This window comes from Tenuifilum thalassicum (assembly GCF_013265555.1).
Classification (GTDB): Bacteria; Bacteroidota; Bacteroidia; order Bacteroidales; family Tenuifilaceae; genus Tenuifilum; species Tenuifilum thalassicum.
In genome coordinates this window covers 308675-334809 of the sequence record NZ_CP041345.1, presented here as the reverse complement: position 1 = coordinate 334809, position 26135 = coordinate 308675, and the positions used below count along the sequence as shown (strand labels likewise).

At 38.2% G+C, this 26135-nt stretch carries 23 protein-coding genes and 1 tRNA gene; 12 read left to right on the top strand and 12 right to left on the bottom strand.

The features are described 5' to 3' along the window. Positions 1-32: 32 nt before the first annotated feature. Complete coding sequence (pyrH, locus tag FHG85_RS01435) at positions 33-743, top strand: UMP kinase (protein ID WP_173072500.1); 711 nt, start codon at positions 33-35, stop codon at positions 741-743. A gap of 37 nt (positions 744-780) precedes the next feature. Next, a complete protein-coding gene (gene frr / locus FHG85_RS01430; RefSeq protein ID WP_173072499.1) occupies positions 781-1347 on the top strand; it encodes a ribosome recycling factor in 567 nt (188 codons plus the stop codon). A 149-nt stretch (positions 1348-1496) separates the two neighbouring features. On the opposite strand, the gene FHG85_RS01425 is transcribed toward frr, so the two are convergent. After that, positions 1497-2690 (bottom strand): hypothetical protein, encoded by a 1194-nt coding sequence (locus tag FHG85_RS01425; RefSeq protein ID WP_173072498.1) that lies wholly within the window; start codon positions 2688-2690, stop codon positions 1497-1499. Further along, on the bottom strand, positions 2680-3849 hold the full coding sequence (locus FHG85_RS01420; RefSeq protein WP_173072497.1) for a serine hydrolase domain-containing protein: 1170 nt from the start codon (positions 3847-3849) through the stop codon (positions 2680-2682). Before FHG85_RS01420 ends, FHG85_RS01425 begins: the two co-directional genes overlap by 11 nt. Positions 3850-3946: 97 nt before the next feature. Between FHG85_RS01420 and FHG85_RS01415 the strand changes: the two genes are divergently transcribed. Further along, positions 3947-5005, top strand: coding sequence for a hypothetical protein (locus tag FHG85_RS01415; RefSeq protein WP_173072496.1), 1059 nt, complete (start codon positions 3947-3949; stop codon positions 5003-5005). A gap of 9 nt (positions 5006-5014) precedes the next feature. Here FHG85_RS01415 and FHG85_RS01410 read toward each other — a convergent pair whose 3' ends face one another. After that, a complete protein-coding gene (locus FHG85_RS01410) occupies positions 5015-6277 on the bottom strand; it encodes a tetratricopeptide repeat protein (RefSeq protein ID WP_173072495.1) in 1263 nt (420 codons plus the stop codon). A gap of 54 nt (positions 6278-6331) precedes the next feature. Then, positions 6332-7297, bottom strand: a complete 966-nt coding sequence (locus FHG85_RS01405) for a M28 family metallopeptidase (RefSeq protein WP_173072494.1) — start codon at positions 7295-7297, stop codon at positions 6332-6334. A 126-nt stretch (positions 7298-7423) separates the two neighbouring features. Here FHG85_RS01405 and FHG85_RS01400 point away from each other — a divergent pair, with 126 nt between their 5' ends. From FHG85_RS01400 to prfB, 4 genes are all read left to right on the top strand, one after another. Then, positions 7424-10492 carry a glycosyltransferase family 117 protein gene (locus FHG85_RS01400; RefSeq protein WP_173072493.1) on the top strand — a complete coding sequence of 1023 codons (3069 nt, stop codon included), beginning with the start codon at positions 7424-7426 and terminating at the stop codon, positions 10490-10492. 3 nt (positions 10493-10495) lie between these two features. After that, entirely contained in the window at positions 10496-11113 is a 618-nt protein-coding gene (locus FHG85_RS01395) for a polysaccharide deacetylase family protein (protein WP_173072492.1), read from the top strand. Positions 11114-11122: 9 nt separating this feature from the next. After that, on the top strand, positions 11123-12214 hold the full coding sequence (locus FHG85_RS01390; protein WP_173072491.1) for a glycosyltransferase family 4 protein: 1092 nt from the start codon (positions 11123-11125) through the stop codon (positions 12212-12214). A gap of 62 nt (positions 12215-12276) precedes the next feature. Next, positions 12277-13366 (top strand): peptide chain release factor 2 gene (gene prfB / locus FHG85_RS01385; protein WP_246249245.1). Its coding sequence is split into 2 segments (ribosomal slippage): positions 12277-12330 and positions 12332-13366, totalling 1089 coding nucleotides; the frame shifts between segments, so codons are not numbered across the junction. Between the two features lie 6 nt (positions 13367-13372). Here prfB and FHG85_RS01380 read toward each other — a convergent pair. From FHG85_RS01380 to meaB, 3 genes are all read right to left on the bottom strand, one after another. Further along, complete coding sequence (locus FHG85_RS01380) at positions 13373-14326, bottom strand: DMT family transporter (RefSeq protein WP_173072489.1); 954 nt, start codon at positions 14324-14326, stop codon at positions 13373-13375. 85 nt (positions 14327-14411) lie between these two features. Then, the gene (thiF, locus tag FHG85_RS01375) at positions 14412-15005 is read right to left on the bottom strand and encodes a sulfur carrier protein ThiS adenylyltransferase ThiF (protein ID WP_173072488.1); all 594 of its coding nucleotides are present in this window, start codon (positions 15003-15005) and stop codon (positions 14412-14414) included. A gap of 8 nt (positions 15006-15013) precedes the next feature. Then, positions 15014-16144, bottom strand: a complete 1131-nt coding sequence (gene meaB / locus FHG85_RS01370) for a methylmalonyl Co-A mutase-associated GTPase MeaB (RefSeq protein WP_173072487.1) — start codon at positions 16142-16144, stop codon at positions 15014-15016. Between the two features lie 104 nt (positions 16145-16248). Between meaB and FHG85_RS01365 the strand changes: the two genes are divergently transcribed. From FHG85_RS01365 to FHG85_RS01345, 5 genes are all read left to right on the top strand, one after another. After that, on the top strand, positions 16249-17808 hold the full coding sequence (locus tag FHG85_RS01365) for an O-antigen ligase family protein (RefSeq protein WP_173072486.1): 1560 nt from the start codon (positions 16249-16251) through the stop codon (positions 17806-17808). After that, positions 17808-18326 carry a DNA-3-methyladenine glycosylase gene (locus FHG85_RS01360; protein ID WP_173072485.1) on the top strand — a complete coding sequence of 173 codons (519 nt, stop codon included), beginning with the start codon at positions 17808-17810 and terminating at the stop codon, positions 18324-18326. The genes FHG85_RS01365 and FHG85_RS01360 overlap by 1 nt, the downstream gene beginning before the upstream one ends. Before the next feature lie 18 nt (positions 18327-18344). After that, complete coding sequence (locus tag FHG85_RS01355) at positions 18345-19295, top strand: NAD(P)-dependent oxidoreductase (RefSeq protein ID WP_220429219.1); 951 nt, start codon at positions 18345-18347, stop codon at positions 19293-19295. Between the two features lie 84 nt (positions 19296-19379). After that, a tRNA-Asn gene (locus tag FHG85_RS01350) sits at positions 19380-19453 on the top strand. 65 nt (positions 19454-19518) lie between these two features. Further along, complete coding sequence (locus tag FHG85_RS01345) at positions 19519-20502, top strand: adenosine kinase (protein ID WP_173072484.1); 984 nt, start codon at positions 19519-19521, stop codon at positions 20500-20502. A gap of 64 nt (positions 20503-20566) precedes the next feature. Here FHG85_RS01345 and FHG85_RS01340 read toward each other — a convergent pair whose 3' ends face one another. The 5 genes from FHG85_RS01340 to FHG85_RS01320 are packed head-to-tail and all read right to left on the bottom strand — an operon-like array spanning position 20567 to position 26102. Continuing rightward, positions 20567-21004 (bottom strand): hypothetical protein, encoded by a 438-nt coding sequence (locus tag FHG85_RS01340; RefSeq protein ID WP_173072483.1) that lies wholly within the window; start codon positions 21002-21004, stop codon positions 20567-20569. 13 nt (positions 21005-21017) lie between these two features. Further along, entirely contained in the window at positions 21018-21944 is a 927-nt protein-coding gene (locus FHG85_RS01335) for a hypothetical protein (protein WP_173072482.1), read from the bottom strand. Between the two features lie 50 nt (positions 21945-21994). Then, complete coding sequence (locus FHG85_RS01330) at positions 21995-25084, bottom strand: ATP-binding cassette domain-containing protein (protein WP_173072481.1); 3090 nt, start codon at positions 25082-25084, stop codon at positions 21995-21997. Between the two features lie 48 nt (positions 25085-25132). Continuing rightward, a complete protein-coding gene (locus tag FHG85_RS01325) occupies positions 25133-25516 on the bottom strand; it encodes a DUF1987 domain-containing protein (protein ID WP_173072480.1) in 384 nt (127 codons plus the stop codon). Positions 25517-25526: 10 nt separating this feature from the next. Further along, positions 25527-26102 (bottom strand): SiaB family protein kinase, encoded by a 576-nt coding sequence (locus tag FHG85_RS01320; protein ID WP_173072479.1) that lies wholly within the window; start codon positions 26100-26102, stop codon positions 25527-25529. Positions 26103-26135: the final 33 nt, after the last annotated feature.

The following is a 26135-nucleotide window of genomic DNA, read 5'->3' as shown; positions in this document are numbered from 1 at the left end:
ATTTGTATTTTTACGCCGAAAAAACAATCGTAATGGTTAAATACAAACGTATACTACTGAAACTTAGTGGTGAAGCCTTAATGGGCAATGATAAGTATGGTATCAATACCGATATTCTGAATAGTTACGCTCAACAAATAAAAGAGGTTGCCGATCTTGGTGTTGAAATTGGTATTGTTATAGGTGGTGGTAATATCTTTAGAGGGTTGAGTGGCGTTTCAAAAGGATTCGACCGAGTAAAGGGCGACCAGATGGGGATGTTAGCCACAGTGATTAACAGTTTGGCTTTACAATCGGCCATTGAAGGTGCAGGTGGAAAAGCTAAGGTTTTCACTGCAACCAAAATGGAACCCGTAGGGGAACTTTATACCAAAGCAAAAGTTCTTGAGGGATTTAAGCAAGGTTTTGTGGCAATTATAGCAGGTGGAACTGGAAATCCATTTTTTACAACCGACACCGCCTCAGCCCTACGAGGAGTTGAGATAGAAGCAGAAGTACTTCTTAAAGGGACAAGAGTGGATGGAGTTTACACTGCTGACCCAGAAAAGGATAAAAATGCAGTTAAGTTCGATGAGATTACTTTTACAGACGCTTACGAGAAAAAGCTTAAGGTTATGGACCTAACTGCGTTTACCATGTGTAGCGAGAATAACCTGCCTATATTGGTTTTCGATATGAACACTCCTGGCAATCTGAATAAGGTTGTAACAGGTGAAAAGATTGGTACTTTAGTAAAAAATTAATACTTTTAGTGTCGGAAAAACAAAAACCTAATCAGCTATGAATATTGAAGATACCAAAAAGGTTTTAGATACTGCCGAGAGCAAAATGGCTAAAGCCATTGAGCATCTTGAGAATGAGCTTAGAGTTATCCGTGCTGGTCGTGCAAACCCAGCCATGCTTTCAGGTGTTATGGTAGACTATTATGGCACCATGACTCCCCTAAACCAAGTTGCCAGCGTCGGAAGTCCCGATGCAAGAACTATAGTTGTTCAACCTTGGGAAAAAAAGATGATTGACCCAATTGAAAAGGCAATTATGGCTGCCAACCTTGGATTTAACCCTCAAAATAATGGAGAATCGATTCGTATTATGGTTCCCCCATTAACCGAAGAGCGCCGTAAAGAACTAATTAAACAGGTTAAGCACGAAGGTGAAAACGCTAAGGTAAGCATTAGAAACTCTAGGCGTGATGCTATTGAAGAAATCAAGAAAATGCAAAAGGATGGACTACCTGAGGATGCTGCTAAAGACGCTGAAGCCAAAGTTCAAAAAATAACTGACAAACATAATAAGAAGGTCGACGAGATTCTTCAAAAGAAAGAGCAAGAGATTCTTACGGTGTAGAAATTATCCCACATATTATTTAGGCTGTCTCAAAAAGGCAGCCTTTTTAATTTATGCATGATTGTTTTAAACTATACAACAGATAAAAGAATGAATAAAAAACCCCACGATTAAAATCGAGGGGTTTCCAAAATTATCAGAAAAACAGATTAGCTAACAACCTCAATGCTTAACAATTGCGCTGCAAGTTCTAATCGTTTAGTCCAATTTCCTGGCAACACCATATGGTGATTTCCAAATGGGTTCTCGGTGAAATACTTTATTGCGGTTTGACTAAGTTCAACCTCAACCTGTGTTCTACATGCTTTTCTGCTTTTGGGAATGCTAACTACTTTAGCTTTAGTAACAAATATCTTATTAAGCATACTGTCGAACCTAAAAATAGTAACCTCCTCACCCTTCAGCTGTCCTGAGATGGCATAACCTTTACCTGTTTCAAAATGGGTATCGAGTTTAAATGATGTAAGATGGTTAACGGGAGCAGTACAATGCGCTAGCAAACCTTTTCCCTCACCAACGTGGGCAATATTAGCCATCCAAGGGATTGTATTACACACTTCTGCGGCAAACATCATCGCTGCTGCGCTACATACGTCTGCTTCGCAGGCAGTTGGAATGCCATCATAGTTTAGCTTTGATAATGCCAAACATGCAGTATGTCCAGTTTTATTTACCATTGGGAAACACTCAACGGTCATCGCGTTAAGCCTATAAAAGGGGATAAGGGAAGCTAAACCCTCATAAATTCTTCCGCTCTCCATTAGCTCCTGTTTATTTTCGGCTTTCGAAAAAAGCGAATAGAAATCGGACGCGACCTGTTGAATCTCATCGAAAACAATGTTATCCCAACTAATATCAATCTGCTCTATTCCTAGTTTGCTTTGCAATAGGTAGGGATTTATCCCGCTTGCCACCAACCAAGGAGAAGGACTTCCAACCACTCCAAGTCTTTGCCCATGCAAGCGTTTTACGCCTACAAATGCATGATAGTACTCGCTAAGAAGTTCCGATGTGTCGGGATGGTCGGCATCCAGTAATATTGACCTTATATTATGCTGATTCATCCATGCTTTTACCTCAGTTGCAGCAGCCCATGAGTTAGCATCGCGCGAGGCAAGCAATATGTAAAAACGGAACTCCTGAACCGATTCAATGGCTACATGCTCTGATCCCCCTGTAAGAAACATCAGCACATCGGGCTTATCGTTTACAAACTCCATCTCTTCGGGGTTGAACAGCCCAATATATTTTTTCTTTGCCTTATCAAATACCGATAACTCAGCGTTAGGAAATGCTAATAGCTTAACCTTTAATCGTTCTTTAATAAATTCTTTACTTGTCATTTGTTACCGAACTTTTTGCAATATCAATACCAAACTGAATATACTTATACACATCTTCGGGAGTACCATCAATTCTATGATTATTCCGTAGATGTCCTAATCGAACTACTACTGCATTCAAATCGGGAATTACAAAGATATACTGCCCTAGCAAACCTCTTGCATACCATACCTTATGGTTATCAACATTAATCATCCACCACTGATAGCCATAAAAATCAACATTCTTTTTTGTCTCAGGGTCATATAAGTATGATGCAGGAGTGAGTGCTTCACTAAGATATTCTGCAGGAACAATCTGTTTGCCATTCCATTTACCACCATTAAGAACAAGCTGCCCAAAACGAGCAAAGTCTCTAGCGTTTGTATTGAAGCAGCAGAATGCTTTTTCAATCCCATTCTTGTGGTCGAGGCACCAAAGCGCATCGTGCTCGGCACCAATTTGAGTCCAAAGTTTTTCGGATGCATATTCCGATAACGTTTTACCAGTTGCCCTTTCAATGATTATTGAGAGCAACTGAGTATCGCCACTACGGTATTCAAATATTTTACCTGGCTCATCCACTACATGCTGATAAAGAACAAGCTTGGCAAGGTCATTACCATAGTAGCCTTGAGTGGTTAACGAGAATAAACTACTATACGCCTCATCCCAACTCAATCCAGAACTCATGGTAAGCAAATGTTTTATGGTGATTTTTGACTTATCGCCATCTTTGAACTCGGGCAGGTAATTAGCAATTGGCTCATCAACACTTTTTATGTAACCATCGTCTAAAGCGCATCCAATAAGAAGGCTAACAATACTTTTAGCCATGGAGAAAGAGTTGGAGTACGAATCGGTTCCATAGCCATCCCAATATGTTTCAAAAAGCAACGATGTATCCTTTATAACAAGAAAAGCCACGGTTCTAAAATCCTTAAAGTAGTTTAGCTGCTCATCGGATAGCTGATAGGTATTATATTGAGGATGCATTCGCCACGGCTCAGCGACACCTGCCTTTACTGTTCTGTTATTGAAGATTTTGTAATCATCAATATTTACATGTTGAAATATCAACGCCCTGACAATGTAATGATTTTGAGGTATAGCAAGATAGGCTGCAAGACCTATCAGCAAAACGATACCTATTGATTTAAGCTTTTTCTTTTGAGTCATAACTTTTTGGTTTTAGGCAATAAGTTGTGTCGAAATTAACTATTGTTTTGGATTTTTCTTGATATTTGTCCTTAAAATATACTCAAAAATTACCCAAATGGAACGAATTTGTACAAGAATGACGCTATCACTTCTCTTTATATTGCTTTTTTCCATATCAAAAGGGCAATCTGATAGTTTGAATCTCACACTAAACCTTTTTGGTAAATCATTTTTTGACAACAAAGAATTCACTGGTAACATAAAAAAGGGATATACACATCCTGGATTTTTCTTTCAACCAGGAGTTAGAATTAATTATGAGCGTTTCTCAATAGAAACAGGTTTTCATCTGCTTTATTTAGCTGGCGCCGACACGCTAGAACGGTTAGTTCCTTACTTTTCGGCATCGACTAAACTAGGTAAAAATATTTCCATGATTGTTGGAACAATCTACTCAAAGGAGGGGCATTGGCTCCCCGAACCACTTTTCAAGCCTGAAAGGCTTATGCTTAATCAGCCTGAAACTGGTGTTCAGTTCTTGTATAATGGGGAAAAAGCAAAAGCCGATTTGTGGATTAACTGGGAAAGGTACATAAAAGCGGGCAGCCCTTTTCAAGAAGAGTTTACCGTTGGATTTAGCCATCTTTATAATTTAGACTCAAAAAGCCATGGATTTGGGAGCGCCATTCATGCGATGGCCTTTCATAAAGGTGGACAAATAGATAGCACCGATTTACCAGTCCAAACCATCGTGAACATTTCCATTGCTCCTTCTTTTACTTTTACCAGTGGATTTGGGGCTAACGCATCCTTCTACTACTATAAAAATTTATCACCCTCGGCAGAGTTTAAGTTTAATAATGGTTTTGCCCTACATCCAAAAATATTTTACACCAAGGATGATATTCGTTTTGAACTAGGGCAATGGTTCTCTAATGGTTTTATTAACCCACGTGGAGAGGAACTTTTTGGTTCTATTTCAACCATAAATCCCGCGTATGATACCGAGGAAAGAATACTTACCACATTCTCAGTGATTTACCAGAAAAACATAGCAAATGGTTTAACCATTAAAGCATACGCTAATACCTATTACGATATTAAAGCATCAACTCTAGAGTACAGTTACACCCTTAGCCTCACATTCGATGGGCCTATGAAAAGTTTTAGATAAAGTCTGAAATTACTGAATTATCGTCTTGACATTCTTATCCTTAGGGCAATAGATATTTAGCATTTGTTCTGCTGGTTTATAGCCCAAATCGTAAGCTTTTTGGAAATCGTCGCAACCAGAATTGTATTCCCTAACATTCATCTTAGATATACCACGATTATAGTATGCTTCTGCATTTTTTGGGTCCGCCTTAATTATCCTGTCATAATCGGGGATTGCTCCCTTATGGTCGCCAAGAATAGCTTTTGAGACAGCACGATTATAATAAGCCTGAACATAATCGGGATTGAGTTCTATTACCTTGTTAAAATCGACAATTGATCCTTTGTAGTCTTTCATAAAGGCACGAGCCACTCCCCGACCATAGTATGCTTTAAGATAATCGGGTTTCAGCTGAATGGCTTTGGTAAACGATGCTATTGCTTGCTTGAAGTCACCTTTTCGAAGTAGCGCACCGCCTTTTACACCATATACCATGGGCATATTGGAATCAATTGCCAGAGCCTTGTCAAGTACTTTTATTGCATCGTCAAATCGTTTGTCATTTGAGTATGCATCTCCCAGAGAATAAAGCAACTCCTCATCGTTTGGCAAATCTTTCAATGCAATTTCTAAATCGGCAATGGCACCTTTATAGTCTTGAATCTTTAACTTGAAGATGCCCCTTTTCTTGTAAGCTTCAGGGGTTGCGTTTGAGCCCTCAATCAACTTATCGTAGTTGGCAATTGCACCTCTAAAATCTTCGATATTTGCCAACGACTCACCACGACTGAAAAAAGCTTCAATATTTGAACCATCAAGTTCAATGCTTTTGTTGTAATCGTTTATAGCCTTGTCAAATTCAAAGAGTGCAGCATTAAGTAACCCACGCTGGTAGTATGCTTGTGCACTTGAATCGTTTAGAGCAATGGCTTTATTCAAATCGGCCATAGCTTCGGTAAACTCATCTTGTTTTCTTAAAGATATGCCTCGGTATAGATACAAATCGGATATAGTGGAATCGATTTGAATAGCTTTTGAGTAATCGTCTACAGCTAAGGAATCGTTATTGAGCGCTGCATAAGCAATCCCTCTTTTTAGATAATATTTATACTCCTTAGGATTTAACTTAATAGCCTTGGTAAACTTTTCAACTGCTAGCTCATATTTCATGGAATCGAGTAAGGTTATTCCTTCCTGGAAACGATTTTCAGCCATACGTGGTTTAAGCACAAAATATGCTGCCAATGCAATAAGTGCAAGGCCTACGATTACAACTACGATACGCTTCATAGGTTATTGTTTAATTTGAATACTCAAATTTAAACGAATATTTTCAAACATGGTTCATTTATTTGCATCAATTATTAACGCACAATTTAACTTGGCCACTTCGCGAGCAAATTTTAGATTTTGATAAACTGCTAAATCATTTACAGAATGATAATTAGGGTCATCATGAAAGGAAATAAAGAACAATGAAGGAAAATTATTGAGATAAAAGCTATAGCTGTCGCTATACTTTTGATATTCGTTATTATTAACTGCCTTTAACGATGTGTATAGCTCACAAAGCTGCGCTGCTTTTTCCCTAAGTTCAACTGAATTAAGGTAATCGATAATATTCACATACCAAAGCGAGGAATCTTGAATAGAGCAATATGATACCATATCGTTGTTTAACATAAACTGAACTTTTGCAGATGTATCGGCCATTGCCTTAGCCATATGGTTGCTCCCATGTAAACCAAACTCTTCCGCTGCAAATGTGGCAAATAGAATGGTTTTTCTAGGATTAACCATTGAGTTCTTTAAAACCCTAGCAATTTCAAGAGTAACAGCAACTCCGCTAGCATTATCATCAGCGCCAGGGGCAAATTCAAGTGGGTTTTGTGGCTCTGTAGCTCTAAGCGTGCAATCGTGGTGACCACCTATTAGTATCAGGCTATCGGGATATCCAGTACCTTCTAACTCGGCTACCACATTATACTGCCATGTGGTGTATATAAGACATCCCTTTGCTAAGGTAACCTCAAATGAGTCTAAACGTGCATTTGTGTAACCATAGCTTTTGAATTTTTTCAAAATGGTAAATGACACCTCGCGTCTATTGCTGGCAAGGGCATATCTTGTTCCAAGATTCTCGAGCATCTTAATATTTGATGCTATGCTATCGGCATTAATCTCCTCAATAATTTTTAAAATTTCGCTATCGGCTTTAGGTTGGTCTTCGTTTGAAAACTCGTTCTTTGAACAGGAAAGTATCAAAGGAATAATCAATAAAACAAGAGGAAAATGATAAATCCTTTTCATCTGAAATGTTTAAAAAATTGACCTTAAATATAATAATATCAAACTTCCCAACTATTCAATATTTTAAAATTTGGTACCTTTGGGGCAAAAGTGTTAAAACGACATATTAAACAAATAGCATAAAGCATGAAAAACTTCACCTTAAATCAGTTTAAGAAATATAACAACCTTACAGGTTGGATAACCTTTGGAATTGCCACCCTGGTTTACCTATTAACCATAGAACCAACAGCAAGTTTCTGGGATTGTGGTGAGTTTATAGCTAGCGGGAATAAGCTAGAAGTTGGTCATCCTCCTGGGGCTCCCCTTTTCATGCTAATGGTACGTTTCTTTACCATGTTTGCCCCTAGCCCACATTGGGTTCCCATACTAGCTAACAGCCTTTCGGCTCTTGCAAGTTCGTTTACCATTCTTTTCCTATTCTGGACCATTACCTACATGGCAAGGCGGATTATTGTGTCAAATAATAATGAAATCAATTTAACTCAACTTATTCTGATTTTATCAGCTGGGTTTGTGGGAGCCTTGGCCTATACTTTTTCGGATACTTTCTGGTTCTCAGCAGTTGAGGGTGAAGTTTACGCAACCTCGTCGTTATTTACAGCGCTAGTATTCTGGGCAATACTAAAATGGGAAGAACATGCCAACGAACCTCATGCTAATCGCTGGCTTATCTTTATCGCTTTCCTAATGGGTTTATCAATCGGAGTTCATCTGCTCAACCTATTGGCAATCCCCGCTATAGCATTGGTGTACTATTTTAAAAAATTCAAGTATTCTCCAAAAGGTCTTTTATACACGCTTCTAATATCTGGAATACTGCTTCTTACCATAATGTATGGAATTATTCAAGGTTTCGTAATTTTTGCCTCTAAAATTGAACTGATTTTTGTTAACTCTCTTGGTTTACCGATAAAATCGGGTGTTCTATTTCTTTTCTTTACTACAATTGGGTTGCTTTCATATGGAATATATAGAACCCATAAAAAGGGGAAGGTTATTCTGAATACCATTTTGGTTGCTTTAACAGTAATCATGATTGGCTACAGCTCATATGCTGCAATTGTTATCCGATCATCGGCAAATCCTCCTATGGATCAAAATAGCCCCGATAACATGTTCTCCTTGCTGTACTACCTCAACCGCGAGCAGTATGGCGACAGGCCCCTACTTTACGGACAGGTTTTTAACGCACAACCAATTGCCCGTGTAAAGGGAGAGCCAACTTATGCCCCAAAAGATGGTAAATATGTTTTTGTTCGCACCAAGGATAAGTACAAGTATGATCCTAAGTTTGAGATGCTATTCCCTCGAATGTGGAGCAACGAACCAAACCATGTTAGAGCATATAAGCAATGGAGCAATTTTAAAGGAAAACCTGTAAAGCAATACTCCCCTGATGGTAAAGTTGAAACTACCTATATCCCTACTTTCGGCGAAAATATTCTGTTTTTTATTCGATACCAGCTTGGACACATGTACTTCCGTTACTTCATGTGGAACTTCGCTGGCCGACAAAACGATATGCAGGGGCACGGTGAAGTAACCAAAGGAAACTGGATTTGCGGCATTCCATTCATTGACAATTTTAGGTTAGGTCCTCAAGATAAACTCCCCGAGATATATAAAAACAATAAGGCTCATAACAAGTACTATCTACTTCCTTTCATTCTTGGGATTGTAGGGCTTGCGTTCCAACTTAAAAAACACAAGCACGATTTTTGGGTTACTATGATGCTATTCATCATGACGGGTATAGCAATTGTAGTGTACCTTAACCAATCGCCCTATCAACCCCGCGAACGCGATTATGCCTACGCTGGGAGTTTTTATGCTTTTGCCATTTGGATTGGCTTAGGAGTTCCCGCTGTATATCAGCTTATCAAAAAGATTAAAGACCATCCAATATTTGCTGTTGCAACTGCCACTCTCTGCACCCTTGGTGTGCCTGTTTTAATGGCATCGGAAAACTGGGACGACCACGACCGTTCAGGCAGCTTTATTCCAGCTGACTTTGGATACAACATGCTAATTGGCTGTAAGCCAAATTCCATTCTCTTTACTTATGGCGATAACGACACCTTCCCTCTTTGGTATAACCAGGAAGTTGAAGGGGTACGCACCGATGTTCGTGTTGCAAACCTAAGCTACTTGAGTGGCGATTGGTACATCGACCAAATGAAGCGTAAAGCATACGATAGCGACCCTATTCCTATCAGAATGACACGTGACCAGTATTTTACTGGAGCACGCGATGCAATACTGGTCATTGACAGAATTAAAGAACCTCTTAATCTTGACAGAGTAGTTGATTTTTACCTATCAGACAACCCCGATAATAAAATCCAATCACCCTTTAATCGAAGCGAAAGAATAAACTATATTCCTTCAAAAACGGTTTTTCTCCCAATCGATAAAGCTTCTGTTTCGCAAAAACTTGGAATTTCAGAGCATTACAAAAATCAACTAGTTGATACAATGCAATGGAGCATAAACAAGAATATTGTACTAAAGAATGGCCTAGTTCTTTTCGACTTGCTTGCAACAAATCAATGGGAGCGACCTATATATTACGGAACAACCGTTAACTCCGAAACATTCTTTGGGCTCGACAAGTATTTTCACCTTGAAGGGATGATGTACCGCGTTCTTCCAATTCAGGCCAAACGCCAATGGGGTACGGGCTCAGTTAATACAGAAGAAATGTGGAAAAACCTTATGGAAAAGTATCGGTTTAGAAGTATTAATGACCCTAAAGTATACCTTGATGAAAATAAGCTGAGGATTATTTCGAACTACCGAAACCTATTTGCTCGTTTAGCCAACGCGTTGATTGATGAAGGCAAGAAAGATTCTGCTAAATTGGTTTTAAATCGTTGCATGGAACTTATCCCACCCGAAACGGTAACCCTTAACTACTTTGCTCTTCCACTTGTTGAAGCTTACTATCGCGCAGGTGATATGGATAACGCTTTAAAGTACTCCAAAATCATGAGTTCACAAGCCATTGAGGCTGCAAAATACATGATTTACGACCTGAGTCCATATCAGAAAAACTGGCTGGGTAATGAACTTCAGCTAAACCTTGCTATCCTTTACGAGTTAACCCGCTTGGCTAATCAGTATGAAAAGGGCGACTACTCGAATGAGCTAACCAATACCTTTAATTCGTTTATTTCGACACTTGAAGGATAATGTATGATTAACCTTAGCCCCCCACGATTTTTTCAGAGGTTTTTTAAAAATGTTATTTGGAACTTCCCCAACGAAAAAAATGGGGTGTTCCTTACTTTTGATGATGGTCCAACACCCGATGTGACACCATGGGTTCTGGAGCAACTCAGAAAATATAATGCCAAAGCTACCTTTTTTTGCCTTGCCAAAAATGTTGAAATGCACCCCGAAATCTTTGAAATGATTGTTGCCGACGGACATGCAATAGGAAATCATTCTTACAGTCATATTCGCGGCTGGGGTACCGATACAACACAATACGTTCAGGATATTATCTATGCAAACAGCTTTGTAAATAGTAACCTTTACCGTCCACCATATGGGCGAATTACCCGAAAACAATTTAGATTACTAAAATATCAGTATAAAATCATTCTTTGGGATGTTTTAAGCATGGACTACAGCCGAAGGGTTTCGCCCCGAAAAGTTTATAAATTTGTAATTAACAATGCAAAACCAGGGTCTATCATAGTATTTCACGACTCAAAAAAAGCAGAACGCAATCTTAGATACGCTCTGCCACGCGTACTTGAGAACTTAAGTGGTAAGGGTTATACGTTCAAATCTATTGTAATCCCTTAGTATAGTTAAATGAGAAAAATTCTCTTCATAATCCAGCTTCCTCCACCTGTTCATGGTGCTAGCTTAATGAATAAGCTGGTTTTTGACAGAATGAACCTTAATCCCGCATATAAATGTAAGTTAATTAAGTTAAATTTTGCCCGCAATTTATCCGATCTGCAAAAATTTAAACCAAGAAAAATATTCCGAGCCTTATCAATTGTTTTCGAAATCATATTTAAATCAATATCGTTTAGACCAGATATTGTATACTTTTCCATGGTGCCCATTGGTTATGTTCTAATTAGAGACAGCCTTTACCTTATTCTTCTAAAATTATTTGCGCCCAACTCTAAAAAAGTAATTCACCTTCACCGACCCGGGCTAGCTCAGTTTTATAATCGCAATAAAGGCATTATCAAATTATACAAACTTCTTTTTAAAAATTGCGAGTTAGTTCACCTAACACCCGGGTTAGCCCAAAAAGAGCTTATTCCTTTAAACCTTACAAACTCAAAAGTCACTGTTGTTCCAAACTCAATTATTAAAGCTCATGCCTATAGTTTTGAACCCACTAAGGACAGTAACAACATACTATTCCTCTCAAATTTCCTAAGGCATAAAGGATACCTTGAACTTGTTGATGCATTCTTCATGCTACACCAAAAATATCCAGCTCTTTCACTTACTTTAGCAGGCGCCTTTGTGAATGAAAGTGATAGAGAAGAACTATTGAAGAAAATACATGGATATCAACTTGACAATTATGTTGAGGTTGTAGGCCCAGTTTATGGTTCAAAAAGATACGAGCTCTACAATAGAGCGGGCATCTTTGTTCTTCCATCAAAGTTAGAATATTTTCCACTGGTAATACTTGAGGCAATGTCGGAAAGGTGTGCTGTAATTTGCAGCGGTCGTTCAAACCTTGATGACATTTTTGTCGATTATGAACATCTTTTATATTTAGATAATACTGAACCTCAAGGTATTTATAACAAAATAGCTGAGTTTATAGAATCCCCAGAACTAGCAAAAACAATTGCAAATAAAGGTTACAATCAATATCTCAAAATTCAAAACGAAAGCCTTTACAAAATCGACAGGCTTTTTGAGTTAACATAGCTTTACTCATATAACCAAAGGTAATCACCTAAAATACCTATATTTGCAAAAAATTCATTAAAATGATTACCATTGATCAGGCAAAAGAACTTGTAAGGCGTCGGGATGCGCTGAGGAGGTATCTTTGACATCGACAAGCTAACAATTGAACTCGAGGAAGAACAGCTAAAGACTCAAGCACCCGACTTTTGGGATAACCCCGATGAGGCTGAAAAACAGCTAAAAAAGGTAAGCAGCATAAAACAATGGATCGATAATTTTAACAAGGTAAACACCCTTACCGACGATCTTATTGTTCTATTCGATTTTGTAAAAGAAGGAGCTGCAACCGAAGATGAGCTTGAAAGCCACTACAATGAAACCCTGAAAGCAATTGAAGACCTTGAACTAAAAAACATGCTTCGTCGGGAGGAGGATAGGCTTGGAGCCATCATGAAAATAAACTCAGGCGCAGGGGGAACTGAAAGTATGGATTGGGCCGCCATGCTAATGCGAATGTATATCCGATGGGGCGAGCGTAACGGCTATCAGGTTAAAGTATTAGACGTTCAGGATGGCGAAGAGGCTGGTATAAAATCCTGCACCTTAGAATTTGTAGGCGATTTGGCCTATGGTTACCTAAAAGGCGAAAATGGAGTACACCGATTGGTTCGAATTTCACCCTTTGATAGCAATGCTCGAAGACATACATCGTTCGCCTCGGTTTTCGTTTCACCTGCTGTTGATGAAAGCATTGAAATCAATATAAATCCTGCAGATATCAAATGGGATACATTCCGCTCCTCAGGTGCTGGTGGGCAGAATGTTAACAAGGTAGAAACTGGTGTTAGGCTACACCATATTCCTACTGGAATAGTAATTGAGAATACCGAGTCGCGGTCGCAGTTCCAAAATAAAGAGAATGCCCTCAGGTTGCTCAAATCGCATCTTTATGAGCTTGAACTGCGAAAAAGAATGGAAGTTCAGGCAGAGATTGAGGGGAAAAAGAAGAAAATAGAATGGGGATCGCAAATCAGAAACTATGTTATGCATCCATATAAGCTGGTTAAGGACCTCCGGTCTGGATTTGAAACATCAGATGTTAACGCCATACTCGATGGCGACCTTAACGAGTGTATTAAAGCTTACCTCATGCAATTTGGAAACGAGTAGAAATATCTACTCGTTTTTTCTTAACCTTGCCCTTGTAATTAATCCAACTGGTATAAATGCAAATATATTTTTAACTCTTTTCTGTTGGAATTGAGAAAGAAAGAGCCCAAAAACCACCAATCCTATTCCGAGTGCCTTAACCAGGGTAATAGTTTCGTTAAGCAAAAAGTAGGATAAAAAGGCCGTCATAACAGGTATGGCATTTGCAAAAGCGTTGGCCTTTGTTACACCTAAATGCTTAACCGAATGCATGAAAAGTAAAAAGGCAAAGGTTGATGCTATAATTCCAAGTTTAACTATCGGTATAAGCGTTCGCGTTGATACTCCTACCGTTATGAAATGGTTAAACTCAAAAATGAAAAACAACGGTATAAAGTAGATGAGTGCAATCGTATTCTGATAAGTAATAATGGTAAAAATGCTATAACGTTCTGTCAGTTTACGGAGAGCTAAGGAGTAGCTCAAACCAGCAAACACAGCTAAAAACATACAGGCAATTCCTATTGGATTAGCATCAAGGTTCCCAAAACCTTTATAAAAAACAACCATTGCCACCCCTATAACAGAAAAGAGAACACCAATAAAGTTCATTATTGTAATTCGTGTTTTATAAAGGTAATACTCGCCTAAAGGGCTAAATAGTGGTATGGTTGCAATTATTACTGCACCTAGTGTTGGTGATACCATTGTCATGCCAAAACTTTCACCTATGAAATATAAAAAAGGCTCAAAGAAAGCGAGAAGCAAAAAAAGTTTAAAGTCTCCAGGGAGAATTTTTGTAAGTTTTCCCATGGCACCCGTAATTGTAAACAGAAAAATACTTGACACAAGTAGTCTTCCCACAACCAAGGTTATGGGTTTATAAAACTCAAAAACCTCCTTATACCAGATATATGATAAGGACCAAAAAAACATGGCGAACACTGCTGCCATGTACACGAATAAAGGTGATTTTCTCATTTCTTCTTCCTATTACTTACTATAGAGGCTTTGTTTTACCAAATGGTTTAATCAAAAAAGAAAGAATCTCGCAAAAGAGTTTACACTATAAAGCATTCCGCTCACCCAAGAGAATGCTGAGCACAACATTGGCCTGCATTGCAGCACAAATGCCTACCCGTGGTGAAATTGGTGGCAGATTATCATTAATTTCAGAAACACCATCGCCACAAACGTAAAGGTTATCGAATTGCTGAACTCTCATCTCGTTTGACTTGCCCCAACCTGCCATTCCATTACCAATTACAAGGGGAGTATAAGGATAATCGCTCTGAAAAACCTCAACAATGGTTTCTTTCATCTCCGCTTTGTCAAATGCCTCAACCATTATATCTACATTAGAAAATATTTTTCTTATGCTCTCCGAATCTAACTTAATATCATGGATTTCAATATCTAGGTCTGGATTTATGGCTAAAAGATTCTGTTTAAGCGCAACAACCTTTTTCACTCCAAGCTGATTGTGAAAGTAGAACTGCCTGTTCAGGTTACTTGGTTGAACAACATCAAAATCGGCAACTATAAGCTTACCTATGCCTACCCTTGTAAGATGCATGGCAACATTGCTTCCAAGCCCTCCTGCTCCTGCGATTCCAACCGTGAACTTTTTAAGTTCCTGCCTAATCTCATCGAATGTCATATCCAAACTTATTTAGAGTTCTCATTGCCTCTATCAAAATAAATATCTAGTAATTTTTGAGCGGCAGCAAACGACGTTGTTTTATTAGAAACAACTTCATCTTCAATGCTACTAATAACGCTCTTAATAGATGCGGAATTATAAAACCTTTTACTAAGTTCCTCATTTATCGACTCATACATCCAATACTTAGCTTGTTGGCTGCGCCTATCATTAAAGTAACCATTCTCTTTGGTTAGGTTCATATAACTTTCAATAGTATCCCAAATTTCAGGAAGACCTGTTTTATAGACCGAAGAACACGTAACCACCTTAGGTACCCACCCCGATTCTGTGGGAGGAAAAAGATGAAGTGCATTTTGATACTCGGCTTGAGCAAGCTTAGCCTTGTTTACATTATGACCATCGGCCTTAGTTATGGCAATCATATCTGCCATCTCCATGATACCTCGCTTAATTCCCTGTAGTTCATCGCCTGCACCTGCAAGCATAAGCAGTAGGAAGAAATCAACCATGGAATGAACGGCCACTTCGCTCTGACCAACCCCTACCGTTTCTATGAAAATGATATCAAACCCAGCAGCCTCGCAAAGAATAACAGTTTCTCTAGTTTTTCTGGCAACACCTCCTAGAGAGCCTGCAGAAGGCGAAGGACGAATAAAAGCATTTGGATCGGAGCTCAGGGTTTCCATACGGGTTTTGTCGCCTAGAATGCTCCCTTTGGTCTTTTCGCTACTTGGGTCAACAGCAAGTACAGCCAGTTTATGACCCTTTGATGTAAGATATCCGCCTATTGCTTCTATAAAAGTGCTCTTACCTACTCCTGGAACACCTGTAATACCTATTCTTACAGAGTTACCAGAAAAGGGCAAGCACTTCTCAATTAACCTATGCGCAATTTCTTGGTGTTTAGGCAATGAACTTTCAACCATTGTTATTGCCTGGCTGAGTATGGTTATATTGCCTTCTCTTATCCCCTTAAAGTAATCGTCTACGCCCAATTGCTTTCTTTTCTTTGCCTTAAAACGTTTTATGGCATCCTCGTTTATCGAAGGGGGTTGCTCAATACCAGGATTAACTATTAGCGCACTCTCATCAACCTGTTTTTCTTTATTCTCGTCGCCTTTCCTTTTTTCCATTTTATCTAAATTCTCAACTGCGAATTTATTCAATCTTTACTTTAAAACCTAAACGTATCCAAAAAGAGATTTCAAACACTTATATTTGCGAAAATACCCTAAAAATGTTTAGCAGTTCATTTCATCATAAGGTATACCTTGCGGGGTTAGCAATTACTCTCTGCAGCCTCCCGTCATCCATTTTTGGCGTGAGTGTTGGAATCATTACATTAGCCCTTAACTTTATTCTAAGTGGAAATTGGAGAACCAAGTTGCAACGTTTAAAAGATAATCCATGGGTTTGGGTTTTTATTGCCATGTACCTGCCTATACTTTTTAGCGGCATGTTCTCCGAAAATCAGAGGTTAGGACTTGAAATTATTCGCTTATGGCTTCCGATTTTAATATTACCCCTTATAATTTCGATGTCAGATAGGCTAAGTAAAAAAGAGTTTACCAGCCTCATCTTTCTTTTTTTACTTTCGGTTTTTGCTGTTACGCTTATTGGAACATATAACTTTATCAACCATAACTATTCCGACATACGTAAAATATTCCCTTACATCTCTCATATCCGACTTGCTCTGATGATTAACCTTTCCATAGCCTTTTTAATATCATTTCTTAAAGAATGGACTCGGATTTCTATTAAGATAACTCTTGTTGCACTTCTAGCATGGTTTATCATATTCCTGTTTGTCCTGAAATCAATAACAGGTCTTTTATTCCTGTCTATTATATCACTACTTATCATTATAAAGGCTTTAAAACATGCTGGTTCAATTTCTCGTTTTGCAATTATTACTGGTTCATTGACAGTTTTCTTCCTATTCGCCTCATATGTTTTACATAAGTACGATGAATTTAAAACCATTAAGCTGACTCCCGACAATCAACCAAAGCAATTTACACTAAATGGAAACCCCTACCAGCACGACACCTTATCGGTTGAGACTGAAAATGGCTACTTGGTAAACCTTAATATTTGCGATAAGGAACTTAAAAAAGAGTGGGAGAAACGTAGTTCTGTGCCATTTGATAGCATGGACAAGAAGGGCCAGCCACTCCGGAAAACCTTAATAAGATATCTTACCTCATACGGTTTTACAAAAGATTCTGCAGGTGTAAATCGTCTCGATTCCATTGATGTTAAACTAATTGAAAGTGGCTATACAAATAAACTGTTCAGAAAAACGATTACTGGTTTTGAGAGTCGGCTCTATGAGCTTTTCTATGAAATTAGAAACCGCAATTCATTCAATAAGATAAAAACAGGTTCTCTTACACAACGATTAATCTACCTCAAAGCATGCTGGCATGTTATCAAAAAGAATCCTATTCTTGGAGTAGGTTATGGCGATGTATTAAGCGAAATCAACCAGTACTATGAGGTTAATAATATTAATTTACCTCAAAAGTACCGTTATATGCCACATAATCAATACCTAACCATATGGGCTTCGGCTGGTATTTTGGGGCTAATTATTTTTTTGGTCTCATTAACCTTACCATTCTTTGTTTCGAGCAATTTCTCAGAGTTCCCGGTCATGTTCTTTTGGATTCTTATAACATTATCGATGCTCTTTGAAGATACCCTACTTACCCATACCGGAATCTCATTTATGGCTATATTTAGTTCCATTTTCCTTTTTGGTTTTAAATATTCTTATAACCAAAGTAAGTAATGCGTTTACAAGAAGACTTTTATCTTCGCGATGTTTTAGAAGTTGCTCCCAACCTACTAGGTAAAACCCTTGTCAGGCAGTTTGACAATGGCAAATGTTTACGGGTTGCTATTACTGAGGTTGAGGCTTATCGTGGCACCGACGACCTTGGTTGTCATGCAAGTAAGGGTAAAACAGAACGTAATAAGGTGATGTTTGAGCATGGTGGACTTGTATATGTGTATCTGATATATGGCATGTACTGGATGTTTAATGTAGTTACTGGGAAAAAAGATGACCCACAAGCAGTTCTTATCCGGGGAATAACAGGTGCCGATGGCCCAGGTAAGCTAACAAAACTTCTCTCAATTGATAAAAGTTTTTATGGTGAGAACCTAGTTACCTCAAAAAGGATTTGGATTGAAGATAACAACACCAAACCACGTTACATAACTACACCACGAATTGGGATTGATTACGCTGGCCCTTACTGGTCTAAAATCCCTTGGCGTTTTATTATTGATGAAGAAATGAGGTAACCACAAAAATATTCTCAAATGATGAAAAAAATTGTTTTTGCCGAGCCAATTGGCATTTCTCCTGAAGCATCGAAAAGTTTCTCTAAAGAAATGGAAGCTTTAGAATACGATGTTATTTTCTATGATAGTAAGCCAGTTTCACAATCCGAGTTACAGCAACGAATAGTTGATGCAGAAATTCTGGTTATTGCCAATTACCCACTGGCAGCACAAACGCTACAATCGTGTCCCAACTTAAAACTTATTGCTGTAGCCTTTACTGGTATAGACCATGTTCCTATTGACTATTGTAAAGAAAATTCAATTTCTGTTTGTAATGCAGCAGGATATAGTACAAATGCTGTTGCTGAACTTACCATAACACTTGCCATTTCTCTTCTCAGAAATGTAGTTTACTTCGACTCCATTACCAGAAAAAATGGTACTCGAGAGAACTTTTTAGGTGGCGAACTATTTGGAAAGACTTTTGGTATTCTTGGATATGGAGCAATAGGTAAAAGGGTGGCACACCTAGCCAAGGCATTTGGAAGTAAAGTTATAGTAAGCACACGTACTCCCCAAAATGACGCTACCGTAAAATTTGTATCTACTGAAGATCTCTTTAAACAAGCCGATATCATCTCACTTCACGTTCCTGCAACATCCGAAACAGTAGGCTTAGTTTCTGGCAATTTAATAAAGTTGATGAAGCCAACCTCAATTCTGATAAATACCGCACGAGGGGCTATTGTTGATTACTCTGCTTTAAGCAAAGCTTTACAAGATGGCAAAATCTCTGGTGCAGCAATAGATGTTTACGAACATGAACCCCCTATTGATTCGGACCATCCAATACTAACGGCTCCAAACACAATACTTCTTCCACATATTGCCTATGCAACAAAAGAGGCTATTGAATTAAGAACCAACATAGTTCTTTCCAACATTAAAGCATGGTTAGCTGGTTTTTCTCAGAACATAGTTTCCTAACGTAATTTTTTAAAAATTTTTTCTCCAAAAATTTGGATGATTAGGTGAAAATATATTACATTTGCACCGCAATTGAGACAGCACTCCTCATTAGCTCAGTTGGTTAGAGCACCTGACTGTTAATCAGGGGGTCCTAGGTTCAAGTCCTAGATGAGGAGCAAACCCCGATAAACATCGGGGTTTATTTTTTTGTATATTTATACCAAATTGAAATATTAAGGCTATGGCAAAATATATTGGTTTAGGGAATGCACTGGTTGATATTCTCATACAACTTCCGAACGATTCAAAGCTTATAGAACTTGGGCTCCCTAAAGGAAGCATGCAGCTGGTTGATGCGGAACGAATGCAGGATATTCTTGCTCAGACTGAAGGATTAGAACGTACCTTAGCCGCTGGCGGTAGTGCAGCTAATACCATAAATGGGCTAGCAAATCTTGGTGCTAACGTAGCATTCATCGGTAAAATAGGTGACGATTCTTTTGGCCAAGCATTTGCAGAAGACCTTAAGAATAATAACATTGAACCAATCATGCTAAAAGGGATTGCCGAGTCAGGGCGAGCACTTGCATTTATAACTCCCGATTCCGAAAGAACCTTTGCCGTTTACCTTGGTGCTGCAATAGAGATGGTTCCAGCCGATATTACCCCTAATCTTTTTGATGGCTACACCCACTTCCACATAGAGGGTTATTTGGTGCAAAACCATGACCTAATAAGAAAAGCAGTTGAAGTGGCTAAGCAAATGGGTTGCATGGTATCGTTAGACCTGGCTAGCTTCAACGTAGTTGAGGAGAATAAAGAGTTTCTGCTAGACATTACCAGCAAATATGTTGATATAGTATTTGCAAACGAAGAAGAGGCAAAAGCATTTACCGGCAAAGCCCCAGAAGAGGCGCTCCATGAAATTGGAAATCTTGTGAAGATTGCAGTTGTAAAACTTGGTTCTCAAGGCTCTCTAATTAAGCATGATGGCGAGGTAACCAGAGTTGGCATTATTGATGTCAATAGCATCGACTCAACCGGAGCTGGTGATCTCTATGCTTCCGGATTCCTATTTGGTTTGTCTAAGGGTTTGTCCATTGAAAAATGCGGTAAAATTGGCGCAATTCTTTCCGGTCATGTAATCGAGGTTATTGGCCCTAAAATGGACTCTCAAAGATGGGAAAAAGTTCTTAGAATGGTCAAGGAGGTAGAATTACATTAGCAGAATACTTATAAAATAAAAAACACCGCTTAACCGGCGGTGTTTTTTATTAGTATTTAAGATTCTACATTGTTCCAACCATAGACAGCAGGCCAACAGCCATTCCGGCCTTACCATCTCTAAACGAATAAACCAAATGATATGCCCCGGTCTTAGTACATACCCAGTCAATATAAGGATAATCTTTACCCGTTGCAACTATATAAGTTGTTGCAAGTTGCCTGTTATTATCATATAGCTGAAGAATAACCTTACCTTCATAATCCTTTGAGTTACAAACTGTAAACCGATATTTTATATCCTTTTTAAGAAGGATAGGGAAACGCTGTACTGGGGGAGGATCTCCAGCATCTAACTTAATTCTGAAATCTTTTAAGTATTCTGCATCGCCAGAGATCATAGTGCAAATCTGAACCAATTCCTCTTCCGATTGTGCATAGATGTTGTTGAAATAGCTAATGCCAACAACTGCTAACACTAAAGAAAATAATATCTTTTTCATAACAGACAGTTTCTTACAGTTTTAAAATTTTGGAACGTAAATCCTGAATACTTTTAATAAGCTCATTGTATAGCTCATCGTTCATTTCGATAATTTGCTTGTCGGTTTGTTTAAAAGTAACAACCCCATTTTCCTCAACCATTTCAGGTTCCCCAAGTTCATAGGTTATTTTTACGCCATCGTATATCTTCTTAATGGGCTGAAGTTCATCAATTAGTTTAGCCATATCTGGGTCTTTCTCATAAACCTTAAGAAGAGCCATAAGGAAGTTAATTATAGTTTTCTGCTCACCTATTGTTTCGCGAATTCTTGGGTGATCAGATATTTGCGCTACTCTTGACGACAAGTAAGCACCTTCCACCCAAACACCAGCAACTATAACCGCACTAAACATCGACCGGTTAGTCTCCGATAGATATGTATCAATCCGGTTAAAGCTTTGTTGAGATATTAGAATCAGAGAATCAAGATTTTCATTGTTAGTTGCTAAACGTTTAAGGGTGCTGAAATCGAAAAACTGCCCCACTTGGATATCGTCGGCTAATCTTTTAATAGTTGAAATGTAATCGACAACAAAAGAGGTTTTCTCATACATATTCAGATATCCCAAGTCACAACCATAAATTCCTAAAGCCAATGCCTTTTCAAAATTTGTGTTGAATTTTTCAGCCTGATCGGTACTGGCAAGATAATTTTTATTAAAAGGGATTTTCAACCCTTTGATCAATGCAGCGGTTTCAACAGGAGATGAAATATTCTGCATCATCTTTTCAGTTACATCCTTGCTTACCTGAGGCGATTGGTTGGTTTCTACTACAGAATCAGGTATATAAAGCTCTTGGCTTAAGTCAACCCCATCCCTCTTGCAGGAATTGCACGAACTTAGAAGTTGTCCTATCAATAAAGGTCCTATTAATGCTATTATGTGAAATCGTCTCATTTCCCTTAGGTTGTTATTTATGTAAAATCATAAAGTAAAGATACAAAATTTTAATTTTTTAGAGCAGGAATTTTAATTTTTCCGAAATAATCAATTATTTTTTTAAGTGTTTCGTAATATAAAGTTATGTAAAGAATGATTGTCATTAACCAAATTATAGCCAGGTTAAACCAAAATGTATCAAAATACATGCCAAGGAAATGTTTACGAGGTGCAAGGAAATGCGAACGAAAGTCAAGTAGATTTCTTGGAATGGGATCGCGATATATTGGGTCATTTTGCTGAACCAACTCGTTTCCATACTGTACAACTTTATTCTTTTCAAAAGTTTTACGAACGAGGTCGGTTAAACTCTCATTTTGATAAGCTTGCTTTTTAGCTTCGTAAAGTTCCCTATTATTCTTAACTAAATAGGCAATCATACGATCTCTCTTTTGCGATTGGGTGTTGTATATATCGGAATAATGTCTTTTTAGCAGTTCAAGATAATCAAATAATGCGTAGATGGTTGTTTCATCAATACTATCGGGTGTAAGCTTATTCAAATAATCAAAGGTTACTGAAGGAGATTCAAAAGATGTTTCCTTATAAATTGAATTCCTCAGTACTGCAACCCTTTCAGTAATTTGCTCCCTAACCTCAGGGTTATCCTTTTGTGGTAGAAGGTCAACCAAATCGGTTACCCTTTTTTCAAGCTCGTCAATGTAGTATGATATTTTATAGTTGGCACTGTTAATTACCTTATCAATATCGTAGAATATCTTCTGGAACTCATTATCCTTGTACTGATGGACCACTAATGCCTCATAGCCCCATTTGGTAGGCATAAACTCGGCAATCAATGGAACACGATTAAAACTCCCCACTGCCCTATTTAGCTTTTCAAAGCTAAACATGGCACCCGAAAGCACCATCATGGGAATCATGAGTAAAGGAATAACTATATATATTGTAATAGCTGAGTTAAATGTAGCCGAAATATTTAAGCCCAAAAGGTTTGCACAAACAGCAGTACTAAATAGCACAAGCCAGTAATCAAAATACATCCCTCTTATACCTAAAATGCTATTTGCAATTAGTACAAATGTTGCCGTTTGGATAGCTGATAGCAAAACAAGTATTGCTATTTTTGAAAAAAGATAGCTGGAGCGACTAAGGTTAAGAAATGCCTCACGTTTTAATATTTTTCTATCCTTAAAAATTTCTTCGGCACTTACAGTAAGCCCAATAAATAGGGCAACAATTAATGCCATGAATATGAAGATGGGGATATTCTCATTTTCAGAGAAGATGTAAACATCAGAGTTCGGGTCTGCAATGTAACGAATAACATAAGCTAAAATAAAGGCAAGAATAGGGGTTTCTAAAAGGTTTAAGATTATATACTGGGTGTTGCTAATCTTGGACATGAAGTCTCGCTTAGTATATATAAAAAACTGCTTCAGTCTGGAAGGGATGTTTAAGGTCTTAGGAGGTTCTGCATTCTCATCAGGAATTGGAGTTGGTTTAATATTTTCATGAAAAAGCTCCTCCCATTTCTGAGGGGATACCTTCCTTGTAGGAGTATAGCGGCCAAACTCATCAACTACACGAGCCTCTATGATGTTAAATATTAGTTCGGGGTTTACATTTCCGCAAACCGGGCACTCACCTACATCGCTATTGATTTGCATATCGAGGCGCTTGAAATACATAACGGCTTCAACAGGATTGCCGTAGTATATCATGTATCCGCCTGTATCTAGTATTATCATATTATCGAACATCTTGTAGATGTCCGATGAGGGTTGGTGAATTACAACAAAAATAAGCTTCCCTTTTAGCGTTAGTTCACGCAAAAGGTCCATAACATTTTCCGAGTCGCGAGACGACAAACCTGAGGTTGGTTCATCAACAAAAAGGATGGATGGTTCTCTAATAAGTTCAAGGGCAATGTTTAACCTTTTTCGTTGTCCACCCGATATCATCTTATTTAACGGTGAACCAACTTTAAGGTCTTTTCTTTCAAGTAGCCCTAAGTTTGCTAATGTTTTTTCAACCAGTGCTACTAGTTCCTCTTCCGTTTTGTCTTTAAAACAAAGCTTGGCATTATAATATAAATTCTCAAAAACAGTTAGTTCCTCAATGAGAAGATCATCTTGAGGGATAACACCAATAACGCCTTCGAGCTTCTCCTTTTCATCATGTAAGTCGTAGCCATTAACTATTACCCTACCAGTAGTTGGCTTTTCAATTCCAGCCAGAACATTCAAAAGAGTTGTTTTTCCTGCACCACTGGCCCCCATAATCCCAACAAGTTTTCCGTGGCCTTCGGAAAACGAAATGTTACGTAAACCTATATCACCAGTTTTAAACTTATATCCTACATTTTCAACCTTATACGATATTCTAATAGATGTAGAATCTGCAAGAAAATGGGCAACAACATCGGTATAATAAACTGGCTTTCCTTTAGGTAGTTTAAGCGAACTACCACTTGCAAAAAGGTAAATTCTTCGGTTATGAATTGGCAGCCCATTTAGATACACATCCTCGTTTCCTGTATATCGCAGAAAATATAAGTCCTCGCTTTTTATTTGAAGAATATAGATAAACCCATCTAAAGCTTCTGCTGCAATGTGCTTACAGTTTTTACCAGTAAAGGGTTTATCATGGATTGTTAATATGCTAGGTATGTCAAGTTCTTCGGGCTGATTTTTAATTACAAAATTTTCTATATCGGATATTTCATCCTTAGTAAGTTTAAAAACTTCGGCCACTGTGTTAATAATGGCCATTCTTTGTTCAGAGAATTTCCGGTCAGCGTTAATAAGCTCGTATAGTCGAACTAGTACAACTATTTTTTGCTTCTGGGTAAGCGTTTTATTGATTTTTTTACAGATTCCCAGAATTCTGACCGAATCTTTAACCGATGTTAATTTTCTTTTTTTCTTTTGCTCGCCGTTGTCAGAACCTTCGGTTTTATCTAATAATCCTGCATGTTGGTCGAACAAATTAATGTACTCCTTAACCGCTTCATCATTTAGCTGTTGGGTGAGGAAGTTAACAACGTAATCCCTTTCCTTTAGTTCAACACCTTCGTCTTGCTTTGCAATAATAGCAAAGAGTTGCATTAACGCTTTAAGAATCTCCTCACTCATTCTTTACTTAGGCTAAGGTTAACAATAACAAAAAAAGTACTTTAGCAATTAGCTTAGAGTGTAGCCAACTTGTTCAAATGGAACGTCTACTATGTCGGCATATTCTTCACCTGCTTCTTGCATATCCTCATCATCGTCGGGATAATACCAACGAACCAACACATCATGCCCATTTTCTTTTAGCTGCTCTAACTTCATAAGTATGTCGAGCAACAGCTTTGAACTAGCAGTGTTGAAATAAACCAGTTTAAAGGTAAAGATAGTTTTTGCATTTGGTGATTCGGAGTACTCATCAAGCCACTGTAAAATGGGATCATAGAAAGCCGTTACATCCTCTGGGAGCGAACGACCCGAGATTTCGAAAATTTCGTTTTCAGCATCTAAAATCACGGTTGGGGTATCGTCGGTACCCATTATCTTGATTACTTCCATAGCTATATATTTATTCAGTTCTTGAAATGGTTGAAGTTAATACAAAGAAGTGCGTTTCCTCATCAATAGGTAAAAAATGGTAGTCAAGTTTTCTACCTGTTTTCCGGGCTATATCGATAAATCCAAGGCCAGCACCCCCTTTCTCTGAAAGGCGCCCTTCGCGCATTTGTGTTTTGTAGAGCTGTTTAAGGCCCTCCTTGTCCAATGAGTTAATATGGTCGAGGATTTTGGAAAGTTCTTCTATCTTACTGTTCTCAATCACGTTACCTGTAGTAACGTGGTATTCTTCATCGCCTTTGCTAACCATAAAAATGCCTCGTCCAGCAAACAAGAAATCATCGGAGCCAAAGGTATCGGCATGTTTGCTAATGTTTTGCAAGCACTCCACCATTACATGGAATACTTTCTTTTGAACAGAGTTTGACTCCTCTTCCTTTGCCATATTCGACTCGGTAAGAGAGGTAAAGGCTTTGGTTATTTGATGGGTAATTTCACCCTCATAAACCAGGGTTATTTCATGAGCTTTCATCGACTTATAAAAGTCGTATACAAACTCAAGAAACCCTCTAACGTTTTTTCTATCCATAGCCCGGTAGTTTATAATTTACAAATATATTAC